The organism is Rhizobium sp. X9 (assembly GCF_018873185.1).
In the GTDB taxonomy this organism is placed as follows: Bacteria; Pseudomonadota; Alphaproteobacteria; order Rhizobiales; family Rhizobiaceae; genus Agrobacterium; species Agrobacterium oryzihabitans.
In genome coordinates, this window is sequence record NZ_CP071311.1 from 1,927,321 (window position 1) to 1,948,126 (window position 20,806).

General features: G+C 60.0%; 18 protein-coding genes and 1 other RNA gene. 7 read left to right on the forward strand and 12 right to left on the reverse strand.

Annotated features, from left to right (window positions below; genetic code table 11):
- Positions 1–16: 16 nt before the first annotated feature.
- The 12 genes from JZY08_RS09510 to JZY08_RS09565 form a co-directional block, all read right to left on the reverse strand.
- Positions 17–1,450, reverse strand: coding sequence for a UDP-N-acetylmuramoylalanyl-D-glutamyl-2,6-diaminopimelate--D-alanyl-D-alanine ligase (locus JZY08_RS09510; RefSeq protein ID WP_080835182.1), 1,434 nt, complete (start codon positions 1,448–1,450; stop codon positions 17–19).
- Positions 1,447–2,916, reverse strand: a complete 1,470-nt coding sequence (locus JZY08_RS09515) for a UDP-N-acetylmuramoyl-L-alanyl-D-glutamate--2,6-diaminopimelate ligase (RefSeq protein ID WP_216330004.1) — start codon at positions 2,914–2,916, stop codon at positions 1,447–1,449. Before JZY08_RS09515 ends, JZY08_RS09510 begins: the two co-directional genes overlap by 4 nt.
- A 59-nt stretch (positions 2,917–2,975) precedes the next feature.
- Positions 2,976–4,718 (reverse strand): penicillin-binding protein 2, encoded by a 1,743-nt coding sequence (locus JZY08_RS09520; protein ID WP_035220454.1) that lies wholly within the window; start codon positions 4,716–4,718, stop codon positions 2,976–2,978.
- Positions 4,718–5,272 carry a hypothetical protein gene (locus JZY08_RS09525; RefSeq protein ID WP_035220451.1) on the reverse strand — a complete coding sequence of 185 codons (555 nt, stop codon included), beginning with the start codon at positions 5,270–5,272 and terminating at the stop codon, positions 4,718–4,720. The genes JZY08_RS09520 and JZY08_RS09525 overlap by 1 nt, the downstream gene beginning before the upstream one ends.
- Position 5,273: 1 nt before the next feature.
- Entirely contained in the window at positions 5,274–6,299 is a 1,026-nt protein-coding gene (gene rsmH / locus JZY08_RS09530; RefSeq protein WP_216330005.1) for a 16S rRNA (cytosine(1402)-N(4))-methyltransferase RsmH, read from the reverse strand.
- A 14-nt stretch (positions 6,300–6,313) separates the two neighbouring features.
- The gene (gene mraZ, locus JZY08_RS09535) at positions 6,314–6,754 is read right to left on the reverse strand and encodes a division/cell wall cluster transcriptional repressor MraZ (RefSeq protein ID WP_080835188.1); all 441 of its coding nucleotides are present in this window, start codon (positions 6,752–6,754) and stop codon (positions 6,314–6,316) included.
- A gap of 399 nt (positions 6,755–7,153) precedes the next feature.
- Positions 7,154–7,555: RNase P RNA component class A (gene rnpB, locus JZY08_RS09540), an RNA gene on the reverse strand.
- Between the two features lie 56 nt (positions 7,556–7,611).
- Positions 7,612–8,802: an FAD-binding oxidoreductase gene (locus JZY08_RS09545; RefSeq protein WP_216330006.1), complete on the reverse strand. Its 1,191-nt coding sequence runs from the start codon at positions 8,800–8,802 to the stop codon at positions 7,612–7,614.
- Between the two features lie 59 nt (positions 8,803–8,861).
- Positions 8,862–10,049: an FAD-dependent oxidoreductase gene (locus JZY08_RS09550; protein WP_216330007.1), complete on the reverse strand. Its 1,188-nt coding sequence runs from the start codon at positions 10,047–10,049 to the stop codon at positions 8,862–8,864.
- Between the two features lie 124 nt (positions 10,050–10,173).
- Complete coding sequence (locus tag JZY08_RS09555; protein WP_137037967.1) at positions 10,174–10,713, reverse strand: lytic transglycosylase domain-containing protein; 540 nt, start codon at positions 10,711–10,713, stop codon at positions 10,174–10,176.
- A gap of 247 nt (positions 10,714–10,960) precedes the next feature.
- Positions 10,961–11,728, reverse strand: coding sequence for an N-acetylmuramoyl-L-alanine amidase (locus JZY08_RS09560; protein ID WP_137037968.1), 768 nt, complete (start codon positions 11,726–11,728; stop codon positions 10,961–10,963).
- On the reverse strand, positions 11,725–12,465 hold the full coding sequence (locus JZY08_RS09565) for a DnaJ family molecular chaperone (protein ID WP_216330008.1): 741 nt from the start codon (positions 12,463–12,465) through the stop codon (positions 11,725–11,727). The genes JZY08_RS09560 and JZY08_RS09565 overlap by 4 nt, the downstream gene beginning before the upstream one ends.
- A gap of 317 nt (positions 12,466–12,782) precedes the next feature.
- Here JZY08_RS09565 and JZY08_RS09570 point away from each other — a divergent pair, with 317 nt between their 5' ends.
- The 7 genes from JZY08_RS09570 to JZY08_RS09600 all read left to right on the forward strand — a co-directional run bounded on the left by JZY08_RS09570 (position 12,783) and on the right by JZY08_RS09600 (position 20,565).
- Positions 12,783–13,994, forward strand: coding sequence for a pyrophosphate--fructose-6-phosphate 1-phosphotransferase (locus JZY08_RS09570; RefSeq protein WP_003494859.1), 1,212 nt, complete (start codon positions 12,783–12,785; stop codon positions 13,992–13,994).
- 51 nt (positions 13,995–14,045) lie between these two features.
- Entirely contained in the window at positions 14,046–14,681 is a 636-nt protein-coding gene (locus tag JZY08_RS09575; protein ID WP_216330009.1) for a LysE family translocator, read from the forward strand.
- A 136-nt stretch (positions 14,682–14,817) separates the two neighbouring features.
- Positions 14,818–15,888 (forward strand): lytic transglycosylase domain-containing protein, encoded by a 1,071-nt coding sequence (locus JZY08_RS09580; protein ID WP_137037970.1) that lies wholly within the window; start codon positions 14,818–14,820, stop codon positions 15,886–15,888.
- A 336-nt stretch (positions 15,889–16,224) separates the two neighbouring features.
- Complete coding sequence (locus JZY08_RS09585; RefSeq protein WP_082182658.1) at positions 16,225–17,475, forward strand: DUF3419 family protein; 1,251 nt, start codon at positions 16,225–16,227, stop codon at positions 17,473–17,475.
- A complete protein-coding gene (locus JZY08_RS09590) occupies positions 17,472–18,188 on the forward strand; it encodes a class I SAM-dependent methyltransferase (protein ID WP_216330010.1) in 717 nt (238 codons plus the stop codon). Before JZY08_RS09585 ends, JZY08_RS09590 begins: the two co-directional genes overlap by 4 nt.
- 248 nt (positions 18,189–18,436) lie before the next feature.
- A complete protein-coding gene (locus JZY08_RS09595; protein WP_216330011.1) occupies positions 18,437–19,216 on the forward strand; it encodes a GH25 family lysozyme in 780 nt (259 codons plus the stop codon).
- A gap of 122 nt (positions 19,217–19,338) precedes the next feature.
- A complete protein-coding gene (locus tag JZY08_RS09600) occupies positions 19,339–20,565 on the forward strand; it encodes a lytic murein transglycosylase (protein WP_216330012.1) in 1,227 nt (408 codons plus the stop codon).
- Positions 20,566–20,806: the final 241 nt, after the last annotated feature.

The following is a 20,806-nucleotide window of genomic DNA, read 5'->3' on the forward strand; positions in this document are numbered from 1 at the left end:
CTTTCAAAAGGCTATTTCAGACTTGGCGTTCCGTCTCGGGGAATGCCGGATACTTGTCAAGCAGGGCGGCGACAATCTTGCCGAAACCGAGGCCAAGTGACGATTTTACCATCAGCGCGTCTCCCGGTTGCACCCATTGCAGGGCGAAATCGGTGAGTTCCGCCGTCGTCGGGAACCAGATGACGGTGACGCTGTCCGGCAGCGCATCGCGCAGCGCCGCCATCGCCTCCCCCGCGAGCCAGACATGCTCGATGCCGGCCGCAAGCAGCGGCCCGGCCAGCTCTTCATGCAGCTGCGCGGAAAATTCGCCCATCTCAAGCATGTCGCCAAGAACGGCAACGCGCCGGCCGTGGCCCTGCGTTTCCGTTTCCGCCAGCACGGCAATCGCCGCGCGCATGGAAGCGGGGTTGGCGTTATAGCTTTCATCGATCAGCAGGAACGAACCGCTTTCAATCGTCAGGCGGTGGCGCTGGCCGCGCCCTTTCACCGCCTCGAGCGTTCCGAGCGCTTCAAAAGCGCGGTCAAGATTGGCGCCCGTCACGGCGACGGCACCAAGCACCGCCATGGCGTTGTCGGCGATGTGACGTCCGGGAACATTGAGATGCAATTCGCTGGTCTCGCCGTTCAGGATCGCCCAGATGGTCGAACCCGCAGGCGTGCTTTCAAAGTCGGCGAGCCGGAAATCGGCCTTGGCGTGCTGCCCGAAGGTCAGGATGTGCTCTATGCCCTGTTCCTGTGCGGCCTCTTCAAGCTGCTCGAACTGGGCATTGTCGCGGTTGAGGATGACGGAGCCACCCTCCTCAAGCCCTTCGAATATTTCCGCCTTGGCCGCGGCGATCTCTTCAATATTCTTGAAATTGCCGAGATGGGCGGGAGCGATGGTCGTGATGATCGCCACATGCGGACGCACCATCTTGACCAGCGGGCGAATTTCGCCGGAGTGGTTCATGCCGATTTCGAAAACGCCGAACTCGGTATCCGCCGGCATACGCGCCAGCGTCAGTGGCACACCCCAGTGATTGTTAAAGGATGCGACCGCCGCATGAACCCGGCCCGACGGCTCCAGAGCCTGCCGCAGCATTTCCTTGGTGGTCGTCTTGCCGACGGAACCAGTCACCGCGATGATGCGTGCCGAAGTTCTCTCGCGCGCCGCAATGGCGAGTTTGCCGAGTGCGGCAAGCACGTCCTCGACCACGATCATGGGCACGGTGAGCCGGCCGAGCGCCGGCAGCTTGGCTTCGGCAACGACCAGGAGACCGGCTCCATTGGCAACCGCGAAACTGGTGTAATCATGGCCGTCGACCCGATCACCCTTGATGGCAAAAAAGGCTTCGCCCGCCTTGACGGTCCGGCTGTCGATGGAAATGCCGGTGATTCCTGTCGGCAGGTTGCCAACGGGGCGTCCTGCCGTGATGGCGATCATGTCGGCGACTGTCCATAACCAGCTCAAATCTTCAATCCTTCCAGCCCTGCCAGCGCAGCGCGCACCTGTTCATGATCGGAAAACGGCAGCGTCACGGAACCGACGATCTGCCCCTCTTCATGCCCCTTGCCTGCGACGATCAGCGTATCGCCGTTGGAAAGCAGCGAAACCGCATGGTGGATCGCCTGCGACCTGTCGCCGATTTCCACTGCACCCGGCGCCGCCGCCATGACCTCGGAACGGATCGTTGCGGCATCTTCCGAGCGCGGATTGTCGTCGGTAACGATGACGATGTCGGAAAGCCGCGTCGCAACCTCGCCCATGATCGGGCGCTTGCCCTTGTCGCGGTCGCCGCCGCAGCCGAAGACGGTGATGATGCGGCCCGAGGTGAAGGGCCGGACCGAAGTGAGCACGTTTTCCAGCGCATCCGGCTTATGGGCATAATCCACATAGGCAAGCGCGCCGTTCTTCGTCTGGCCCACCAGTTCCAGACGACCGGCAGCGCCGATCAGCTTTTCGAGCGCCTTCAGCGCGGTTGCCGCGGGAACGCCGGTGGACATGGCAAGACCAGCGGCGACGAGAGCGTTCGCAACCTGAAAATCACCCGCTAAGGGGATGTCGACTTCATAAATCTCGCCGTCATGGTGCACTTCGATCATCTGCTTGTGACGGAAGTGCTCAACACGCTTCAGGGCCAGATAATCGCCCTTGCGGCCGACCGTACGAACATCGAGACCCGCTTCGCGCGCCGCGCGGATTGCTTTTTCCGACCACGGATCGTCCGCAAAGATAATGGCGGGCGCGCCCTTTTCCATCAGCGTATCGAACAGCCGCATCTTCGCGGCCATATAGTCCTCGACGGTCGGATGATAATCCATGTGGTCGCGGCCGAGATTGGTGAAACCGGCCGCTGCAAGCTTCACGCCGTCGAGGCGGCGCTGATCGAGGCCGTGGCTCGAAGCCTCCATGGCCGCATGGGTCACGCCTTCGGCCGCAAGCTCGGCGAGAAGCGCATGCAGCGTCACCGGATCAGGCGTGGTGAGCGCGCCGTAGTCTTCGCGGCCGGGTGCAATCACACCTGTCGTGCCGATCTGTGCTGCAGCATGGCCCGCGAAAGCCCAGATTTGCCGGACGAAAGAGGCAACGGAGGTCTTTCCCGCCGTGCCGGTGACGGCAACCATGGTCTCGGGCTGTTTTCCGTAAAAACGGGAAGCGGCAAGGGAGAGATAAAGGCGCGGATCAGTCACCGAAAGCACCGGCACGTCGGCATCCACGGGATGCCCGGAAACGACGGCGACCGCACCCTTGGCAACCGCATCCTTCACATAGGCCGCGCCATCCGCCTTGGTGCCGGCAACCGCCACGAACAGGCTGCCGGGCTGCGCCCTGCGGCTGTCTGCGGTTATCCCCCCGATTTCGATCGCCCCGATCTCAGACAGGAGCAATTCATTCAATTCCGGAAACGCGTTTCCGGATATATCTCGCAAATTCATCGACTGTGTCCGTCTTGTCCCCCCGGCGCGAATCGCCGGAACATCATAAGCTCTAACAATCAATAAGACACGAGCAAGGCCGAGCCATCCTTGCCGAACTTCGGCTTCACGCCCAGCACCGCCGCCGTGCGGGTGATGATATCGTGCACCATCGGCGCCGCGGAGGTGCCGGCGAGTGCCGCGCCATTGCCCTTGTCCGTCTTCGGTTCATCGATAAAGGTCAACACCACATATTGCGGATCGTCGATCGGAAATGCAGACAGGAAGGCGTTGAAGTTCTTGTCCCGCACATAACGGCCGTTAACGACCTTGTCCGCCGTGCCGGTCTTGCCGCCGACGTTGAAACCATCGACACGCGCATTACGGCCGGAGCCATTGACCCCGTTCCATTCGAACAGGAAGCGCATATCCTTGCTTGTGGTGGGCTTCAGAACCTGCTTGGCCACCAGATCCGCCTGCTCGCGGGTGCGTGGCAGGAAGGTCGGCTCGATCAGCTTGCCGCCATTGACAAGCGCCGCACCGGCAACCGCCGTCTGCAGCGGCGTCGTCGAAACACCGTGACCGAAGGAAATTGTAATCGAGTTGATCTTCTTCCATTCGCGCGGCTGCGAAGGCATTGCCACTTCCGGCAGTTCCGTCTGCATGCGGGTCAGAAGCCCGAGCTTCGTCAGAAATTCCTTGTGACCTTCGGTGCCTACCGTATCGGCGATCTTGGCCGTACCGATGTTGGACGAATATTGGAAGATTTCCGGCACCGACAGAACGCGGTTCTTGCCGTGGAAATCCTTGATGGTGAAACCGCCGATCCGGATCGGATAACGGGCATCGAAACTGTCGCCCAGACGCACGCGGCCCGAATCAAGGCCCATGGCGATTGTGAAGGACTTGAAGGTGGAGCCCATTTCGAACGTGCCGTTCGACATGCGGTTGAGCCAGCCCTCTTTCGCACCCTCGGCCGGATTGTTCGGATCGTAATCCGGAACCGAGGCCATGGCGAGAATTTCGCCGGTATGCACATCCATCACCACGGCGCCCGCGCCAATCGCCTGGAACTTGGCGATCGCCGAAGTCACGACTTCGCGCACGATGGACTGTACACGCAGATCGATCGACAGCTTTATCGGCTCCAGCGGCTGGTCGCTGGTCATGCCGAGCGCCGTCAGGTCGGCAAGCCCCTGATTGTCGACGTAACGTTCCATGCCGGCAACGCCACGATTGTCGATGTTGACGTGACCGACAATATGGGCGGCCGTCGGCCCACCGGGATAAAAGCGACGCTTTTCCGGGCGGAAACCGACGCCGGGAATGCCGAGCGCCAGAATCTGGCTCTGCTGTTTCGGCGTCAGCTGGCGGCGCAGCCACTGGAAGCGCGAATTGGACGTAAGCTTCTGATAGGTCCCGCGCTGGTCGAGGTCCGGCAGGACGGTGCGCAGCTTCTCGATGGCTTCATCGATATCCACGATGCGATGCGGTTCGGCAAACAGCGAGACGGTGCGGATATCGGTGGCCAGAACCTCACCGTTACGGTCGAGAAGGTCGGGACGCGACGCCATCAGCCGGTCTGCGGGCGCGATGCTCGAAACCGTTTCCTGTTCCGCCATGCCATATTGTACGAGACGCCCGCCGACGACACCATAAAAGGCGACAAAACCGAAGATGATGAGGCCGACACGGCTCTTCGCCTGGGCCGCCCTTTTCTTGCGGGCGCCCTCAAATGCGGCATGGTCCGTATAGACGCCGGTGGTGCTGGCGGAAAAGTGAGCCTTGCTCTTCAAAACCATGACACGGGAGAGAAAAGACATTAGCGGTTCACCGATCCTGTTATCGTGTCATCCATATCGTCGGCTTCATCGCCCGCGACGGCGGAAACGGCCGGAGCCGCCGGGGGACGGGAAACACGCGCCCTGGGCGTCGGTATAGGCGCACCATTGGCGGCAATCTGGCCGGCCGGCGGCGATTTCGGCTTGGATGCTCCACCAAGCGTGGCGCCCGGCTTCGAACCGTTGACGGCCGCGGCGATGACATCTTCCACGCTCATGCCTTCAGGCTCGGGCGGCTGCGGCAATTGCGACCGCAGCATCGGAAGTTCGCGCGGCTGCGCCAGCTGCGTGGGCATCGTCGGTGAAAGGCCGAGCTCATTCTGATAGGCATTGACGAGACGATGGAGGCGATTGGGCTGCGTCAGCAACGCCCAGTCGGCCCTGAGAAGGTCGATCGTATCCTTCTCGAGCTTGATTTCGGCCTCGAGCTTGCGGACCTCTTCCAGCTTCAGATCGGCCTTGTGCTTGATCGAATAGGTCACGACAGCCGCCGCGACCATGACTCCCACCAAGACGATATCGAATGTACGCAGCATATCAGCCTCCCATCTTTTCAAGGCTGGCGAGATCAGGAAGCTCGAAAATCGAAAAATCCGCAGCACGCGCCGGCGCTGAGGTCCGCAGACCGGCGCGCAGCTTGGCTGAACGGGCACGCGGATTGAGTTCCGCCTCCTCGTCACTGGCGGCGATCATCGGCTTGCCGATAGTGTCGAAAATGGCGGGCCTGTCCTCCACCATCGGCAGATGCCGGGAACCGGCGGCTTTACCCGACCGATCCGCGAAAAATTTCTTGACGATACGGTCTTCGAGCGAATGGAACGTGACGACGACAAGCCGGCCGCCGGGTTTCAACGCCTGTTCGGCGGCAAACAGCGCCTGCGCCAGCTCACCCAGTTCGTCATTGACGAAAACGCGAAGCGCCTGAAACACGCGTGTTGCAGGATGAATCTTGTCCTTCGCCTTGCGCGGCGTGACGATCTCGATCAGACCGGCCAGATCGCGCGTCGTGCGGAAAGGCTCTTCCGCCCTTTTCTTCTCGATGGCGCGGGCGATGCGGCCCGGCTGTTTTTCCTCACCGAGAAAGCCGAAGATGCGGATGAGATCGCCGACCTTGGCGCGATTGACGACATCCGCCGCGGAAACGCCCGAACTCGACATACGCATGTCGAGAGGGCCGTTCTTCTGGAAGGAAAAACCGCGTTCAGCCTCGTCGATCTGCATGGAGGAGACGCCAATATCGAGAACCACACCGTCAAGGCCACCTTGCGGCGCGTGTTTGGCCAGATCGGAAAATTGCGATTGAATAAGCGAAAGCCTGCCGCCATTGGCGGCCACCATGGCCTGACCGCCGGCAATCGCTGTCGGATCGCGGTCAAGCGCGATCACGCTCGCGCCCTCATCCAGAATCGCCTGGGTATAACCGCCGGCCCCGAAGGTGCCGTCAAGAATGACCTTTCCGGATGTGGGCTCAAGCGCGGCGATCACTTCACGAAGAAGAACCGGGATGTGGCGTTGAGGTCCGCCACCGGCATCAGAAGATCGTCCGCCAGAATTCGCCGCCATCCCGTGTCCCCGTCCTATGCGGGGCGAGCAGCCGAAAAACCGCGCCCCGCTCTTGCTTCCGCCTGCGCCGCCAAAAACGCATTCGGTTGCCAAAGCTGAAAATGATCCGCCCGTCCAACGAAGGTGACGTCGGTGGATATGCCGGTAAATTCCCGCACGAAATCCGTCACCATCAACCGACCTTCCTGGTCGAGCTTCATGAAAACGCCGCCGCCGTGAACCAGCAGCGACATTGCGTTCGCCTCCGGCGAGAAGGCATCCATGGACGCTATCTGCCGCTCGTAGCGCTCCAGCAAATCCGGACCGCCGACGCTGATTGCCGGAAAGGCGAAATCCTGAAGGCAATAAAGCTCCTGAATGCCGCGCCTGGCCAGTACCGAACGAAACGGAGACGGAACCGAAACGCGCCCCTTGGCGTCGATCCTGTTCGTCACGTTCGATAAAAAGCGGTCCATTACTCAACTCGCCAAAACCGCATTCCGCAAAGCAAACCATCCACTTCGCAGACGACACCGGTACGCACGACACATCGCCAAGCGCCAGGGCGACATGCCCTGCAGCAGCCCCTCGCAGGCTCCTCACTCGTTTCAGCGATTGCGGGTCAAAAACACGACCCAATGTGGTGTGCATTTGGGATACCATGGGACACTATGGGCGTCAATGGGAGAAGCCCGCACGATGCCGACTTCGCATCGGAAATTCATAAGCCGTTAAGTTTAACGAATGGTTTACTTCACACAGCATGATGCTTTTTCACCGCACAGGAAGGCACGGTGAAGCCGCGGCTTTTCTGTTTTAAAACAATGAAATGATTGTACGATACCGTGGCACCCGCCTACGGATCGGAAGGAAAATTCGCCAGTTGGCCTGTAAGCCGGGTTCTGTATGGCCCCGGTTTGACCCGGAACGTGGCAGCCATTCATCTGGGACGGCATTTGCATGCCGCCTCTCGCAACCCACCCGGATGACGGGCCCGGAAACCGGCTGTAAACGGGCTTTCGCCCGTTCCATGTCATCCCTATTCGGTCTTGCTCCCGGTGGGGTTTACCTTGCCGCCACTGTCACCAGCGGCGCGGTGGGCTCTTACCCCACCCTTTCACCCTTACCATGCAAAGCATGGCGGTTTGCTCTCTGTGGCACTTTCCCTGGGGTCGCCCCCGCCGGACGTTATCCGGCACCGTATTTCCGTGGAGCCCGGACTTTCCTCACCTTACCGTCTTTCGACATTGGTAAAGCGCGGCTGCCCGGCCAACTGGCTTGGGCTGCATAACCATGTTCCGGGGCGAAAGCCACCGAAAAGCGCAATGAAAGATCAAAGAAATGCCGGCTTGAAATCCGCGGCATAAGCCCCGTCGCCGATTTTTCCGTCTAGCAGCAGCGCAGCGCCGAGCCGCCCGATCTCATCGGAACTCTTCGCCGCCGTGCCGTTGCCACCGGTCAGAACCGCAATGCGCGGTGACGTCGTAAAGCCGATGGCCGGATAACCGCCTGGCGTTTTGGAAACCACGCAGGCAGCCATGGAAATGCGCGAGCGGTCGATGGACGGCACCAAAGTCGCGACGATGTCCGAGAGATGGTCACGCGCGCTTTCACGCCCGCCGGAGCGGAACCATGCGCGGATCTCGGGATCGCTGCCGACGAGCTTGTCGTCGGGATCGCCGCCGATCTTCAGGTAGAACTTGCCGTCGGGATACCGCACGGGCGGCAGCAGATAGATATGTTTCGTCGTGTCGCGAGGCTCATAGATCAGCGACGGCATGCCCGCATATTGCTCCAGATCCGCTTCATCGATCTCGAAGAAAGCGACAGTGCGCGCATACACATTGAGAGCAACCGGCTGCGGCAGAAAATCCTTCGTGATCGAAAAACCGCCAGCCGCGACCAGCACCCGGTCCGCCGCGTAGACCGCACCCGAGGCCGTCTCCACTATTGCCCTGCCAGCCTCTTCCCGCGTCGATACGACGACATCGTCGATGAGCGTGACACCGGCTTTATCTGCCAGAACGCTCTGCGCCTTCACCAGCGCGCGCGGATTGACGTAACCCGCATTGTCCTTTTCGAACACGCCCTCGCTGCCCGGCTCGAAGGAGAAATAGGGAAAGTCATTTCTCAGGCTCTCATCATTCATGAGTTCCGTGGAGACGCCAAGCCGTTCCGCCGCCTTGAGGACATTGCCGATAAAAGGATTGTCGCCGCCCCGTCCCGGCCCGACGATCAGGCAGCCGACAGGCGCGTAAAACTCCACCCCGCTCCTTGCCGTTATATCGGCGTAACGCGCAATCGAGCGATTGGCGAGCAAAGCCCAGTCCGCATCGCCGTCAATGGTGCGGGTAATACGCGCTTCATCGTAATGGCTGGCAAAAACGCCCTGATGCGACGTGATATCGGCAGGCTCGCCGGGGCCGATCAGCGCGACGCCATCCACCTTTTCCGCCAGATGGCGGGCGGCGGCGGCACCCATCATGCCGCGACCGACGACGATATATTTGAAATGCCCCGACATGCCGCCCTCTTCATCCGCTCTGTTCAGTCCCAACCTTGTAGCCGCTCCACAGAAGGATGTCAGATAAAAACCGGCGACATTTCGGCAGCAAAATCATTCTCGGTCAGCTGGCCGTCCAGAAGCAGCATCGCACCCAGCCGGCCGATCTCGTCCGACGACTTGGCGGAAACGAAATTGCCGCCGGTCAGAACCGCGATGTTGGAAGATTGCGTATAGCCGATATAGGGATAGCCGCTGCGGGTGATGGAGGCGACGCAGGAGCCCGATGTCACCGGGCAACCCGCAAGTTCCGGCATCAGCGACAGCGCCCGCTTTTTCAGGAACTCGACCTCGCCAGGTGTGCCGTCCGAATGGAACCAGTCGATAGCCTCGGCAAGCGTTTCGAGCCTGCCCTTTTCACTTTCGCCGCCGATCTTCAGATAGACCTTGCCGTCGGGGTAACGCACGGGCGGAAGAATATAGACGATATCGTCCTCAGTCTCCGCCAGCACGATGGTCGAGGGCATGGCACCGAAAAGGGCCTGCCTTGCTTCATCAAGCTCGAAAAAGGCAATGGTGCGGCCGGTCGCCGCCATATCGACCGGCGACGGCAGAAGATCGGCCATGTTGGTGAAACCGCCCGCTGCGACGATGACCTTTTCAGCTGTGTGCACGGCCCCTTCCCGGGTCGAAACCTCCACGCCGTTCGAGGTATCGCGAATATGCGCCGCCGTCTCGCGCACCAGCCGCGCGCCCTGCGCCGCGGCAACGGTGCATTGCGCCTTCACCAGGGCGCGTGGATTGACGTGCCCGGCATTGCGCGCCTCGAAATAACCGTTGTGATCGGCAGGCAGGGAAAACATCGCGAAGCGGCCGACAAGCCTGTCGCTGCCGATCGTTTCCACGCCAAGACCGAGACGGCCCGCTGAGGAAAGCGCGCGCGACACATAGTCTCCGGCAAGCCCCTTGCCATTTCCGGTAAACAGGCAGCCCGCTTCGGTGAAGAAACGGATGCCGCTTTTTGCCTCGATCTCCGCATAGCGCCGGATGGAGCGTTGCGCCAATTCCGCCCAGACCGGATCGCCGTCGAAACCACGGGTGATGCGTGCTTCATCGTAGTGGCTTGAAAATACACCGGTATGGGTCCTGCGATTGACGGGCTCGGCGGGTCCGATCAGCGCCACGCCATCCGTTTGCGCCGAAAGGTGCCGCGCCGCCGCCGCACCCATCATTCCAGCCCCGACGACGATATATTTGAAATCCGGCATGCCATGCTCCGTATCAGATTTATTCCTGACTACAGCATGCGGGCATGAACCGGAATCGATTTCCGTGACGTCCGAAGCATGTGGCGCGCGAATCTGAAAGATTCGCACGCCTTGGCGAAAGGCCTCAGCTGGCCAGAAGCGCCTGCACCTTGCCGCAATAACGCTTGGACACCGGGTTCATGCGGGTGGCGCCATGGCCGGCATTGTAACGCAGGATCGTGCTGCAAACCTCGCCGCCGCCAAGCTGATGGGCGGTCGCCAGATATTGCATGCCCCAGCGAATATTGGTCTCGGGATCATAAAGAGCCTTGGTCGTGCCGCGAAAGCCCATCATGCGCGCCGTTGCCGGCTTGATCTGCATCAGCCCGACCTCGCCTGCGCTGCCGCGGGCCTTGGGATTGAACTTGCTTTCCACAGAAACGACCGCATGTGCCAGATTGGTGGGAACGCCGTACCGCTTGGCATATTTGACGATCAGATCGGAATAATCATTCTTGAGCGACGAAGGCAGGTTCTTTTCCGGAATGGGATAACCGGGTTTGCGGAAGAAGGTCTCCAGCGTCACGGTCTTGGTCTTGACGTCCTCGTCTTTGGCAAAAGCAATCCCCGCCTGCGAAACGAGCATAGCAACGCCCGCTGCGACAGCAACAAAAACTCTGTTCATATGCTGAAAAAGTCTCCAGATCGGATAACCGGAACAATGAAACGATACAAATGTCCAGCGCGTGGAAAGTCGATCACGACCTTCCACAGTCCAGTCTCCTTGATTGATATTGACGGTAAGTTCCCCTGAAGAACAGCACCGCGTCCAGTGCCGTTCTTAGACTTCCTCAATGCGGATTAACTGTGGCACATCAAAAAAAGCGACTTGAACACCCCGAAAACGGGGAACTATTTTCCAGAATTCGCGTTTAAGCGGCCGAAAATTTCGGCAGGCTGGCAATCAGCCGATGCAGCGTGTCAATAGTGGAAAAATCCGCTATGCCATCCACCAGCGCCGGGCGGAAATGCCGCTGGAAGGCGGCGATGGCGCCCTCCGTCTTCTCACAATAAGCGCCTGTTATTTCAACGCCGTATCCGTATATGGACAGCATCGATTGCAACGCTTCCACCGGCTGGCCATGATCGCCGCGCTGGAAAAAGCGTCCGCCGCGGATCGGCGCGGGTTCAACCCAATGGCCGACACCGTGCTGCGACAGGATGTCCCACGGAAACTTTTCACCCGGATCGACCTTGCGGATCGGCGCTACATCCGAATGCGCAAGTACCCTTTCAGGGGCGATATTCCAGCGCTGGCCGCAATCGCGACACAATTCGATGACGGCGGCTACCTGTTTTTCCGGAAATTCAGGCAGTCCGCCGGGATGGCCCTGATTGGCGATTTCGATGCCGATGGAGCGGGAATTGATGTCTTCATCGCCCGCCCAGGTGCTTTTGCCCGCATGCCAGGCGCGGCGGGTTTCAGGAACCATCTGAATGACGCGCCCGTCCTCGAAGACGAAGTAATGGCTGGAGACCTGGCTTTCGGGATTGCAGAGCCACGAAAGAGCGCCATCAGCGGTCGTCATACCGGTATAATGCAGGAGGATGATATCCGGGCCTGCCACGCCCTGTCTTTCGCCATGGTTGGGCGAAGGCGCAACGGCTGCGCCCTTGAAGTCCGGCAGAAATTCACTCATGCGACGCGGCGTTCTTTCTCGATGGCCGCATAGGCGGCATTGAGGGCCGCCATACGCTCATTCGCGGCGGCATGCAATTCCATCGGCACGCCGCGTGCGATGAGCTTGTCCGGATGATGTTCGGCGACCAGCGAACGGTAACGCTTGCGAATATCCAGAAAGTCGTCCGAGGGCGAAACGCCGAGCACGCGGTACGGATCGCGCCCATTCATGTGAACGTGTCGCGCCATGATCGTTTCGAAGTGATCTTCGGTAATATGGAAGATTTCCGCGATACGGCCAAGGAAAGCCAACTCCCGCTCGTGGATCAACCCGTCAGCCTTGGCGATGTGGAACAGACCGTCAATGACGCTTTCCAGCATCTCGCAATTGTCATGGCCGGAACCGCAAAGACCGGCAAGACGCTCGGCATAGGCCTCAAAACCGGCAACGTCCTGACGCGCAAGGTTATAAAGACGGGCGACGTTTCTCGCTTCTTCTTCGGGAAAATCGAAAATCTGCCGGAAGGCGCGAACCTCGGCATCGTTGACGACACCATCGGCCTTGGCCATCTTGGCGGACAGCGCGATGATCGCAACCGAAAAGGAAACCTTGCGGCGGGTTTCCGGATCTCCCTCGAACAGCGTGCGGATTGCTTCCACCACGCGCCCGAGCGCACCGCCTGCCGCGTCGCCGATTGCGCCGAGCAGCCGCTCCCACAGGGATGAAATTTGCAGACAGGCGAAATCGAACATCATGCAGCAAGCATGACGGGATATTGCAGCGAATGCAATATGCCCGGCAACGCTGCGGCATTAACTTTTATTCATCTTTGCGACAGTTTTGCTTCAGGAACAAGAGCGCGGCAACCGACACGACTGCAGTTTTCCACAGGCTGCGCGAACACGGGACAGACGATACGGATTGAAACGATTATATTCGGACTCCTTCCTCAAGCCGCTGAAAAACCGCGAGAAATCGGCGTTTTTCTTGATAAATTCACTTTACACCTACACGTGGCTGTCGCATCCATTTGCCAGACATGTCTTTGAATATACGCAAAAGGAGAGCCACGATGGCCAAACAGAAAGTCGCAATGCTGACCGCGGGTGGCCTTGCGCCCTGTCTCTCTTCCGCCGTTGGCGGCCTGATCGAACGCTACAGCGACATTGCGCCTGAGATCGACATCGTGGCCTATCGCTCCGGTTACCAGGGCGTGCTTCTGGGTGACCGCATCGAGATCACCAAGGACATGCGCGAAAAGGCCCCGCTGCTGCACCGTTACGGCGGATCGCCGATCGGCAACAGCCGCGTCAAGCTCACCAATGCCGCCGATTGCGCCAAGCGCGGACTGGTGAAAGAGGGTGACAACCCGCTGCGCGTCGCCGCCGAACGGCTGGCCGCAGACGGCATCACCATTCTCCACACCATCGGTGGCGATGACACCAACACGACGGCCGCCGACCTTGCCGCCTATCTCGGCGCGAACGGCTATGACCTGACCGTCGTCGGCCTGCCGAAGACGGTGGACAATGACGTCGTACCGATCAAGCAGTCGCTGGGCGCCTGGACCGCCGCCGAAGTCGGCGCTTCCTTCTTCGACAATGTCAGCAACGAACAGAGCGCTGCCCCGAAGACCTTTGTCATCCACGAAGTCATGGGCCGTCACTGCGGCTGGCTGACGGCCGCGACCGCGCGCGCCTATATCCAGAAGACCAGCGGCAATGAATATGTCGAAGGCCTGATGATGAACACGCAGATGAAGAATATCGACGGCATCTACCTGCCGGAAATGGCCTTCGACATCGAGGCGGAAGCCGAGCGCCTGAAGGCCATCATGGACAGGCACGGCTATGTCACGCTGTTCGTTTCCGAAGGTGCTGGCCTCGATTCCATCGTTGCCGAGCGTGAAGCCTCCGGCGAGGCCGTCAAGCGCGATGCCTTCGGTCATGTGAAGATCGACACCATCAATGTCGGCGGCTGGTTCCAGAAGCAGTTTGCCGGCCTCATCGGCGCCGAACGCTCCATGGTGCAGAAGTCTGGCTATTTCGCGCGCTCCGCGCCCGCCAATGGCGACGATCTGCGCCTCATCCAGGGCATGGTTGATCTCGCCGTCGAAAGCGCGCTCAACAAGGTCTCGGGCGTCACCGGCCATGACGAAGATCAGAACGGCAAATTGCGGACCATCGAGTTTCCGCGTATCAAGGGCGGAAAGCATTTCGACCTTTCTGCAAAATGGTTTACCGAAGTGATGGAACACGTCGGTCAACCGTTCACAGCGGCCTAATTTTACGATAGGCTAATTAATGCGGTGACAGGGAGGGCAAGGAGGAAGAGAATGTCTGGACAGGCCTGGCTGATTTTTTGTGCAGCATGTGCCGTTGTGTTCGCACTTCCCTCTCCCCTTGTATTCTCCGTGGCTTCCTATGCCGGCATTCGCGGCAGGAAAACGGTCTTCGCCTCCGTCAGCGGCGGAGCGCTCGGTATTGTCACGGCCATGACGATTTCGGCCATTCCGGTGGCCGGGCTTACCTATTTGCCGCAATCCTTCACGGAGATCGTTCAATGGGCCGGCCTTGGCTGGCTCATGCTGTTCCTGCTGTGGACCTTTGCCACGCCCGCCGCCCAGGCGGCCAATGCGGATAACGACAATCTCCCGGGCAAATCATCGAGCGGCATTTTCCGCGACTGCTACGCCATGGCCGCGTTGCGCCCGCGCTATTTCGCGTTCTTCCTGGCGCTGTTACCGCAGTTTGTTTCCGCCTCCGGCAATGCCATCGAAACATTCGCCACGGCTCAGGCCGCAATCATGCTGGTGGCGCTTGCCGTTCTCACCCTGCAGGCGCTGTTTTTCAGCGCCACGCTTTCGCTGGTGCGCCGCATGTCCGGCAACAAAAAAATCCGGCCGAAATACCGCACCCACTTCATTTCCGGCCGCGCCGTCAGCGCCGGCTACAGGCGCATCGCGGCCTGAAAAACCGCCTGAAAGCCGGGGAGCCACGTCCCGGCTTGCCGCTATCCTTACAATAGGTTAATGAAGGCTCGACGGGACACTGCCTGCTTCGCTTGACGCGGGGGTATCGAGAGACAGGCATAACGAAGGCGGCAACATGCGAAATTCGGGCAAATTCCGCGGAAGAAGTGCAGTTCTTCTGTCTTCCACCGTGGGCCTCGCACTGGCATTGGCTGGATGCACAAGTGTCGAATATACCGCCAAGGAAGGGCCGGACGGCCCGAAAATTGCGGCAGTAAACCCCACTGCCGCTCCTGCGCAGGCATCGACACAGCCCGCAACGGCTGAAACCGCAGCAGGCGTAACGCCGGCCGCACCGGCGACAGACGCCGCCACCGCTTCGCAACCTGCAACGCTTCCTACCGCCGTCGCCGTCAAGGGTGGCCGTGTGGCCCTGCCGCCAGCCTCTGAAATCGCCGCAGCAGCGGCCATCAGCGCCCAGATGCAGCAACCGGCAGAGATGGCGCAGGCGACCGTGGCGACATCCGCGCCGGCCACCGCTACTGCTCTCGCACCCCATGCCGCAACGCCGGCAGCAACCGCGATCGAGACAGCTGGAGCCGCAGCACAATCGTCCACCCACAACGCCGCCGCCGATCTGCCGCAGGTGGTTGCCGTCAAGGGCAGCTTCCCACCCGCACCGCCGCCACCCGGCACCCCATCGATCGGCACCGAACTGACGGCCGAGCGCAAGGTCATTCCGCTGCCGAAGCCTGACAGCACGGTTCTCGCCTATGCCGCGGGCCCGACCAACGCCGCCCTTGCCGCCATCCGGCAGAATGAAACCGTGACGGCTCCTCTCAAGTCGGCACCTGCCGGGCGCGAAAAGCTGAGTGGGCTGATTTCGAAATATGCGGTCATGTATAATGTGCCGGAAGATCTGGTGCACCGTGTTGTCCAGCGTGAAAGCATGTACAATCCCGGCGCCTATAATGGCGGCCACTTCGGTCTGATGCAGATCAAGCACGCAACGGCCCGCTCCATGGGCTTTGATGGCCCCGCCTCCGGCCTGTTCGACGCCGAAACAAACCTCAAATACGCCGTCAAATATCTGCGTGGCGCATGGCTTGTAGCCGATAGCAACCGTGACAACGCAGTCCGTCTTTATGCACGCGGTTATTATTACGACGCCAAGCGCAAGGGCATGCTGCACGTTCTGCGCAAGTGATTGCCTCCGACTATGCTCGGAACCCTGAGGCTAAGCGGCTTTTCTGAAAACACGCCGGGCACTTTTCTTTCGTCATCCTCGGACTTGTCCCGAGGATCTAAGCACGTCGAAAAATCAATCCGCTGCAGATCCTCGGGACAAGCCCGAGGATGACGCCCGCGTGATTGGTGTCACTCGCCTTCCATCTGACGAAGCCGCTCTTCTTCGCTGTCCGGTTCGGGGCGGCACGGATTAGCTCCCATCGTCTTTTCGATTCCTTGCGTCAGCCACAGCCCCTGTCATCAAACTGTAGCGTCACGGCTGTAGACGCCTCTCAATCGACTGAGAGGTGAACATATGACGAGTGCGGCACCCAAGACCGGCTTCAGCAAAAACACAAAACTGAAGTCCGCGCTGCTCCAGCACAAGGCACTCTCGAAAAGCGGTCTTTCCGAACGGTTCTTCGGCGTCCTGTTTTCCGGCCTCGTTTATCCGCAGATCTGGGAAGACCCGGAAATCGACATGGAAGCGATGGAGCTTGGCGAAGGCCACCGCATCGTCACCATCGGCTCGGGCGGCTGCAACATGCTGGCCTATCTCTCCCGCAATCCGGCCAGCATCGATGTGGTGGATTTGAACCCGCATCACATCGCTCTCAACAAGCTGAAGCTGGCCGCCTTCCGCCATCTGCCCGCCCATCAGGACGTTGTTCGCCAGTTCGGCCGCGCCAATACGCGCAGCAACAGCCATGGTTATGACCGCTTCATCGCCGACCATCTCGATGACACGACCAAGGCCTACTGGTCGAAGCGTACGCTGTCCGGCCGTCGTCGCATCTCGGTCTTTGACCGGAACATCTACCGCACCGGCCTGCTCGGCCGTTTCATCGGTGCCGGCCATCTCATGGCCCGCCTGCACGGCGTCAAGTTGACGGAAATGGCTCAAAGCCGCTCAATTGCCGAACAGCGCCAGTTTTTCGACAGCAAGGTCGCGCCGCTATTCGACAAGCCCGTGGTACGCTGGCTGACGAAGCGCAAAAGCTCGCTTTTCGGCCTTGGCATTCCGCCCCGGCAATATGACGAACTGGCAAGCCTTTCGAACGACGGCACGGTTGCCTCCGTGCTCAAGGAGCGGCTGGAAAAGCTCGCCTGCAACTTCCCGCTCAGCGACAATTATTTCGCCTGGCAGGCCTTCGCGCGCCGTTATCCCGAGCCGCACGAGGGTGCCCTGCCCGCCTATCTCAAGCCGGAATATTACGAGACGATCCGCAACAACACCGCCCGCGTCGCCGTGCATCACGCCACCTATACCGAGCTTCTTTCCAAGAAGCCGGCAAACGGCGTCGACCGTTATATCCTCCTCGACGCGCAGGACTGGATGACGGATGTGCAGCTCAACGAATTGTGGTCGCAGATCAGCCGCACCGCCGCTCCCGGTGCGCGTGTCATCTTCCGCACCGCCGCCGAAAAGAGCGTCATCGAAGGCAGGCTCTCCACTGATATCCGCAACCAGTGGGTCTATCTCGAGGAGCGTTCCCAGGAACTGAACGCCATGGACCGCTCAGCCATCTATGGCGGCTTCCATATCTATCAGAGGGCTATGGCATGAAAACCGTCGGCGAGAATGTGGGTCTTGCAGATGAAGCCCATGCGGGCCTGATGGACCGCATGTATCGCCACCAGCGGCACATCTACGATATTACCCGCAAATATTACCTTCTCGGCCGTGACAGGACCATTTCCGGCCTGGACGTGCCGAAAGACGGCACGCTGCTTGAAATCGGCTGCGGCACCGGCCGCAACCTGCTTCTGGCCAGCCGGAAGTTTCCGCAGGCAAGATTGTTCGGCCTCGATATCTCCTCCGAAATGTTGCTGACCGCGTCCGAGAATTTTGCCGGCAAGGCAGAGCGACCCATTCTTCGTGTGGCCGACGCCACCGCTTTCCGCGCCGCCGAATTCGGCCAGCCCGACGGTTTCGACCGCGTCATGATCCCCTATGCGCTGTCGATGATACCGGATTGGGAAAAGGCGATCGAACAGGCCCTTTCCGCGCTCAAGCCCGGCGGCTCCCTGCATATTGTCGATTTCGGCCAGCAGGAACAATTGCCGAAGTGGTTCCGCACACTTCTGCAGGCATGGCTCACCCGTTTTCACGTCACGCCCCGTGCCAATCTTCGCTACGTCCTCGCCAATATGGCCGGCCGCTTTGATGGCAATCTCGAATTCGAAGAGATCGCTCGGGGTTATGCCTGGCGTGCCGTCATCACGCTCCCGGTAACCGAAACACAGCCGAAAATCAGTCGCATCCTCGCCGACGCCTGATCCTCGAAGAGCTTCCGGCGTCTCGGCAAAGGCAGGTGTGGTGCTGCGACCAGGGCTTTCCACTCGGGAATTCTTGCCGTCATCCCAGCCTTATGACTGCAAATCGCTTCAAATACAGCGGCTTGCGCGGTCGAAAAAAGCGGTTACCCCTTGCCATAACCGCTTGTTTACCATGTTATGGGTAAATCGGGAGATGCAGCGCGCCATTTGCGGCTGCGGGATGGGCAACACTTTCATTCAGGGTTCCAATGCGGCTGCGTTTATCGGCACTACTGTCGGCTTTGCTGTTGATCGGCGGCTGCACGTCCACGAGTTACGACCTGCTTGAAACCGCGTCCGTGTCCAAGCCGAAATTTTCCGATACCGATCCGCAGGATTTCGGCATGAACAACCCGCATCGCCACGAGGTGCACGGCATCGACGTGTCCAAGTGGAACGGTGATGTCGATTGGCGTACCGTGCGCAAATCCGGCGTTTCCTTCGTCTTCATCAAGGCGACGGAAGGGTCAGACCGCATCGATCCCAAATTCGGCGACCATTGGCGCAGCGCGGCAGCTGCGGATATTCTGCACGCGCCCTATCATTTCTATTATTTCTGCTCGACGGCAGACGCTCAGGCCGACTGGTTCATTCGCAACGTGCCGAAAGATGCCGTCACCCTGCCCCCGGTTCTCGACGTGGAGTGGAACCCCTCCTCGCCCACCTGCAAGACGCGCCCGGCACCTGGCATCGTTCGCGCGGAGATGCAGCGTTTCCTCGACCGCATCGAAGCCCACTACGGCAAGCGCCCGATCATCTATACCTCGGTCGACTTCCACCGCGACAATCTCGTCGGCCAGTTCAAGGATTACCATTTCTGGGTGCGCTCCGTCGCCGCCCATCCGGGCAAGATTTACGAGGACCGGAAATGGGCCTTCTGGCAATATACGGCAACCGGCGTCGTGCCCGGCGTCAACGGCCCAACGGACATCAATGTCTTTGCCGGTACGGAGAAAAATTGGCGTCAATGGATCGCTTCCGCCAAATAAGACGGCCAAGAAGCAACACTTTCGAAAAATCGGCGTTGTTCTGCAACGTCAGATCGCTCGGTCCGTTTTTTTGTCGCAAACATATGGGTAAAGCGGGCCAACAACCTATTGAGGAAATTCCCATGCCCACGTTCCGGTCGCGCAGCATCATTTTTGCCGCCGCTCTCTCCCTTTTGTCTTCCAGCTCGGCTTTCGCCACGCCACCCGTGGCCTCGCCTGAGGATCCCAAGCAGGTGGCCTGCGGCGGCGATCTCGGCGCATTTCTTGAGGGCGTGAAAGCCGATGCCGCAGCCAAGGGCGTTCCAGCCGATGCGATCCAGAAGGCGCTCGCCGGCGCGCAGATCGACCCCAAGGTGCTGTCGCGTGACCGCGCCCAGGGCGTCTTCCGCCAGACCTTCCTGGAATTCTCCCAGCGTACCGTCAGCCAGGCCCGTCTCGATATCGGCCGCAAGAAGCTTCAGGAACTGTCCTCCACCTTTGCCCGCGCTGAAAATGAATTCGGCGTACCGGCTGGCGTCATCGCCGCCTTCTGGGCCATGGAAACCGATTTCGGCGCCGTCCAGGGTGATTTCAACACCCGCAACGCGCTGGTGACCCTCTCCCATGATTGCCGCCGCCCGGAACTCTTCCGGCCGCAATTGCTGGCGCTCATCGAAATGGTCCAGCACGGCGATCTCGACCCCGCCGCCAATACTGGCGCATGGGCCGGTGAAATCGGCCAGGTACAGATGCTGCCGAAAGATATCATCGCTTTCGGCGTCGATGGCGACGGCGATGGCCATATCAACGTCAAGAGCAGCGGCCCGGATGCGATCCTGACGGCTGCAAAGTTCATCCAGCATCTCGGCTTCAAGAAGGGCGAACCCTGGATCCAGGAAGTCTCCGTGCCGGAAAACCTGCCGTGGGAAAAATCCGGCCTCGGTGGCTCGCTCACCGCCGGCGACTGGTTTGCGCTTGGCGTGACGCCGCGCGACGGCAACAGGAATTTCGCTTCCCTGCCCGCAGCCCTCATCATGCCGCAGGGCCGCAAGGGACCGACCTTCATCACCTACCCCAACTTCAACATCTATCTGGAATGGAACCAGTCGTTCATCTACACGACCTCAGCCGCCTATTTTGCCACCCGCCTGATGGGCGCCCCCGTCTACAACAAGGGGAACCCCGAGCCGGGCTTCGATGACGCGACCATGAAGGAGCTTCAGACCAAGCTTGAAGCGCGCGGACACAATGTCGGCAAGGTGGATGGCATTCTCGGTTCCGGCACCCGCGTCGCTATCCAGAAGGAACAGCAGCGTCTCGGAATACCCGCAGATGGCTGGCCGTCTGCAGCACTTCTGCAGGCGCTTTAAGCAATCTTAACGGCGCTGTCAGGCCTTTAATCTGTGGGCCGGAATCAAGGCGGAAATCGTTAATCTCGACCGGATGACTGGGGATAACACCCCGGTCATTTACTTTTTTTAAAGATATGAAGCACTGCGTGATAAGAAAATAATCATTTAATTTCAATTTGTTACGCGAGTATCCTTTTTACGCCGCGCCAAAGCGTGCTGCACTGCGTCACAGAAACCGCTTTTCAACTGCCACAAAACG

Excerpts from the sequence above, each read along its gene's own strand:
- JZY08_RS09515 (WP_216330004.1), bottom strand. The coding sequence starts at position 2,916 with ATGAATTTGCGAGATATATCCGGAAACGCGTTTCCGGAATTGAATGAA.
- JZY08_RS09520 (WP_035220454.1), bottom strand. The coding sequence starts at position 4,718 with ATGTCTTTTCTCTCCCGTGTCATGGTTTTGAAGAGCAAGGCTCACTTT.
- JZY08_RS09525 (WP_035220451.1), bottom strand. The coding sequence starts at position 5,272 with ATGCTGCGTACATTCGATATCGTCTTGGTGGGAGTCATGGTCGCGGCG.
- rsmH (WP_216330005.1), bottom strand. The coding sequence starts at position 6,299 with ATGGCGGCGAATTCTGGCGGACGATCTTCTGATGCCGGTGGCGGACCT.
- mraZ (WP_080835188.1), bottom strand. The coding sequence starts at position 6,754 with ATGGACCGCTTTTTATCGAACGTGACGAACAGGATCGACGCCAAGGGG.
- JZY08_RS09545 (WP_216330006.1), bottom strand. The coding sequence starts at position 8,802 with ATGTCGGGGCATTTCAAATATATCGTCGTCGGTCGCGGCATGATGGGT.
- JZY08_RS09550 (WP_216330007.1), bottom strand. The coding sequence starts at position 10,049 with ATGCCGGATTTCAAATATATCGTCGTCGGGGCTGGAATGATGGGTGCG.
- JZY08_RS09555 (WP_137037967.1), bottom strand. The coding sequence starts at position 10,713 with ATGAACAGAGTTTTTGTTGCTGTCGCAGCGGGCGTTGCTATGCTCGTT.
- JZY08_RS09560 (WP_137037968.1), bottom strand. The coding sequence starts at position 11,728 with ATGAGTGAATTTCTGCCGGACTTCAAGGGCGCAGCCGTTGCGCCTTCG.
- JZY08_RS09565 (WP_216330008.1), bottom strand. The coding sequence starts at position 12,465 with ATGATGTTCGATTTCGCCTGTCTGCAAATTTCATCCCTGTGGGAGCGG.
- JZY08_RS09570 (WP_003494859.1), top strand. The coding sequence starts at position 12,783 with ATGGCCAAACAGAAAGTCGCAATGCTGACCGCGGGTGGCCTTGCGCCC.
- JZY08_RS09575 (WP_216330009.1), top strand. The coding sequence starts at position 14,046 with ATGTCTGGACAGGCCTGGCTGATTTTTTGTGCAGCATGTGCCGTTGTG.
- JZY08_RS09580 (WP_137037970.1), top strand. The coding sequence starts at position 14,818 with ATGCGAAATTCGGGCAAATTCCGCGGAAGAAGTGCAGTTCTTCTGTCT.
- JZY08_RS09585 (WP_082182658.1), top strand. The coding sequence starts at position 16,225 with ATGACGAGTGCGGCACCCAAGACCGGCTTCAGCAAAAACACAAAACTG.
- JZY08_RS09590 (WP_216330010.1), top strand. The coding sequence starts at position 17,472 with ATGAAAACCGTCGGCGAGAATGTGGGTCTTGCAGATGAAGCCCATGCG.
- JZY08_RS09595 (WP_216330011.1), top strand. The coding sequence starts at position 18,437 with ATGCGGCTGCGTTTATCGGCACTACTGTCGGCTTTGCTGTTGATCGGC.
- JZY08_RS09600 (WP_216330012.1), top strand. The coding sequence starts at position 19,339 with ATGCCCACGTTCCGGTCGCGCAGCATCATTTTTGCCGCCGCTCTCTCC.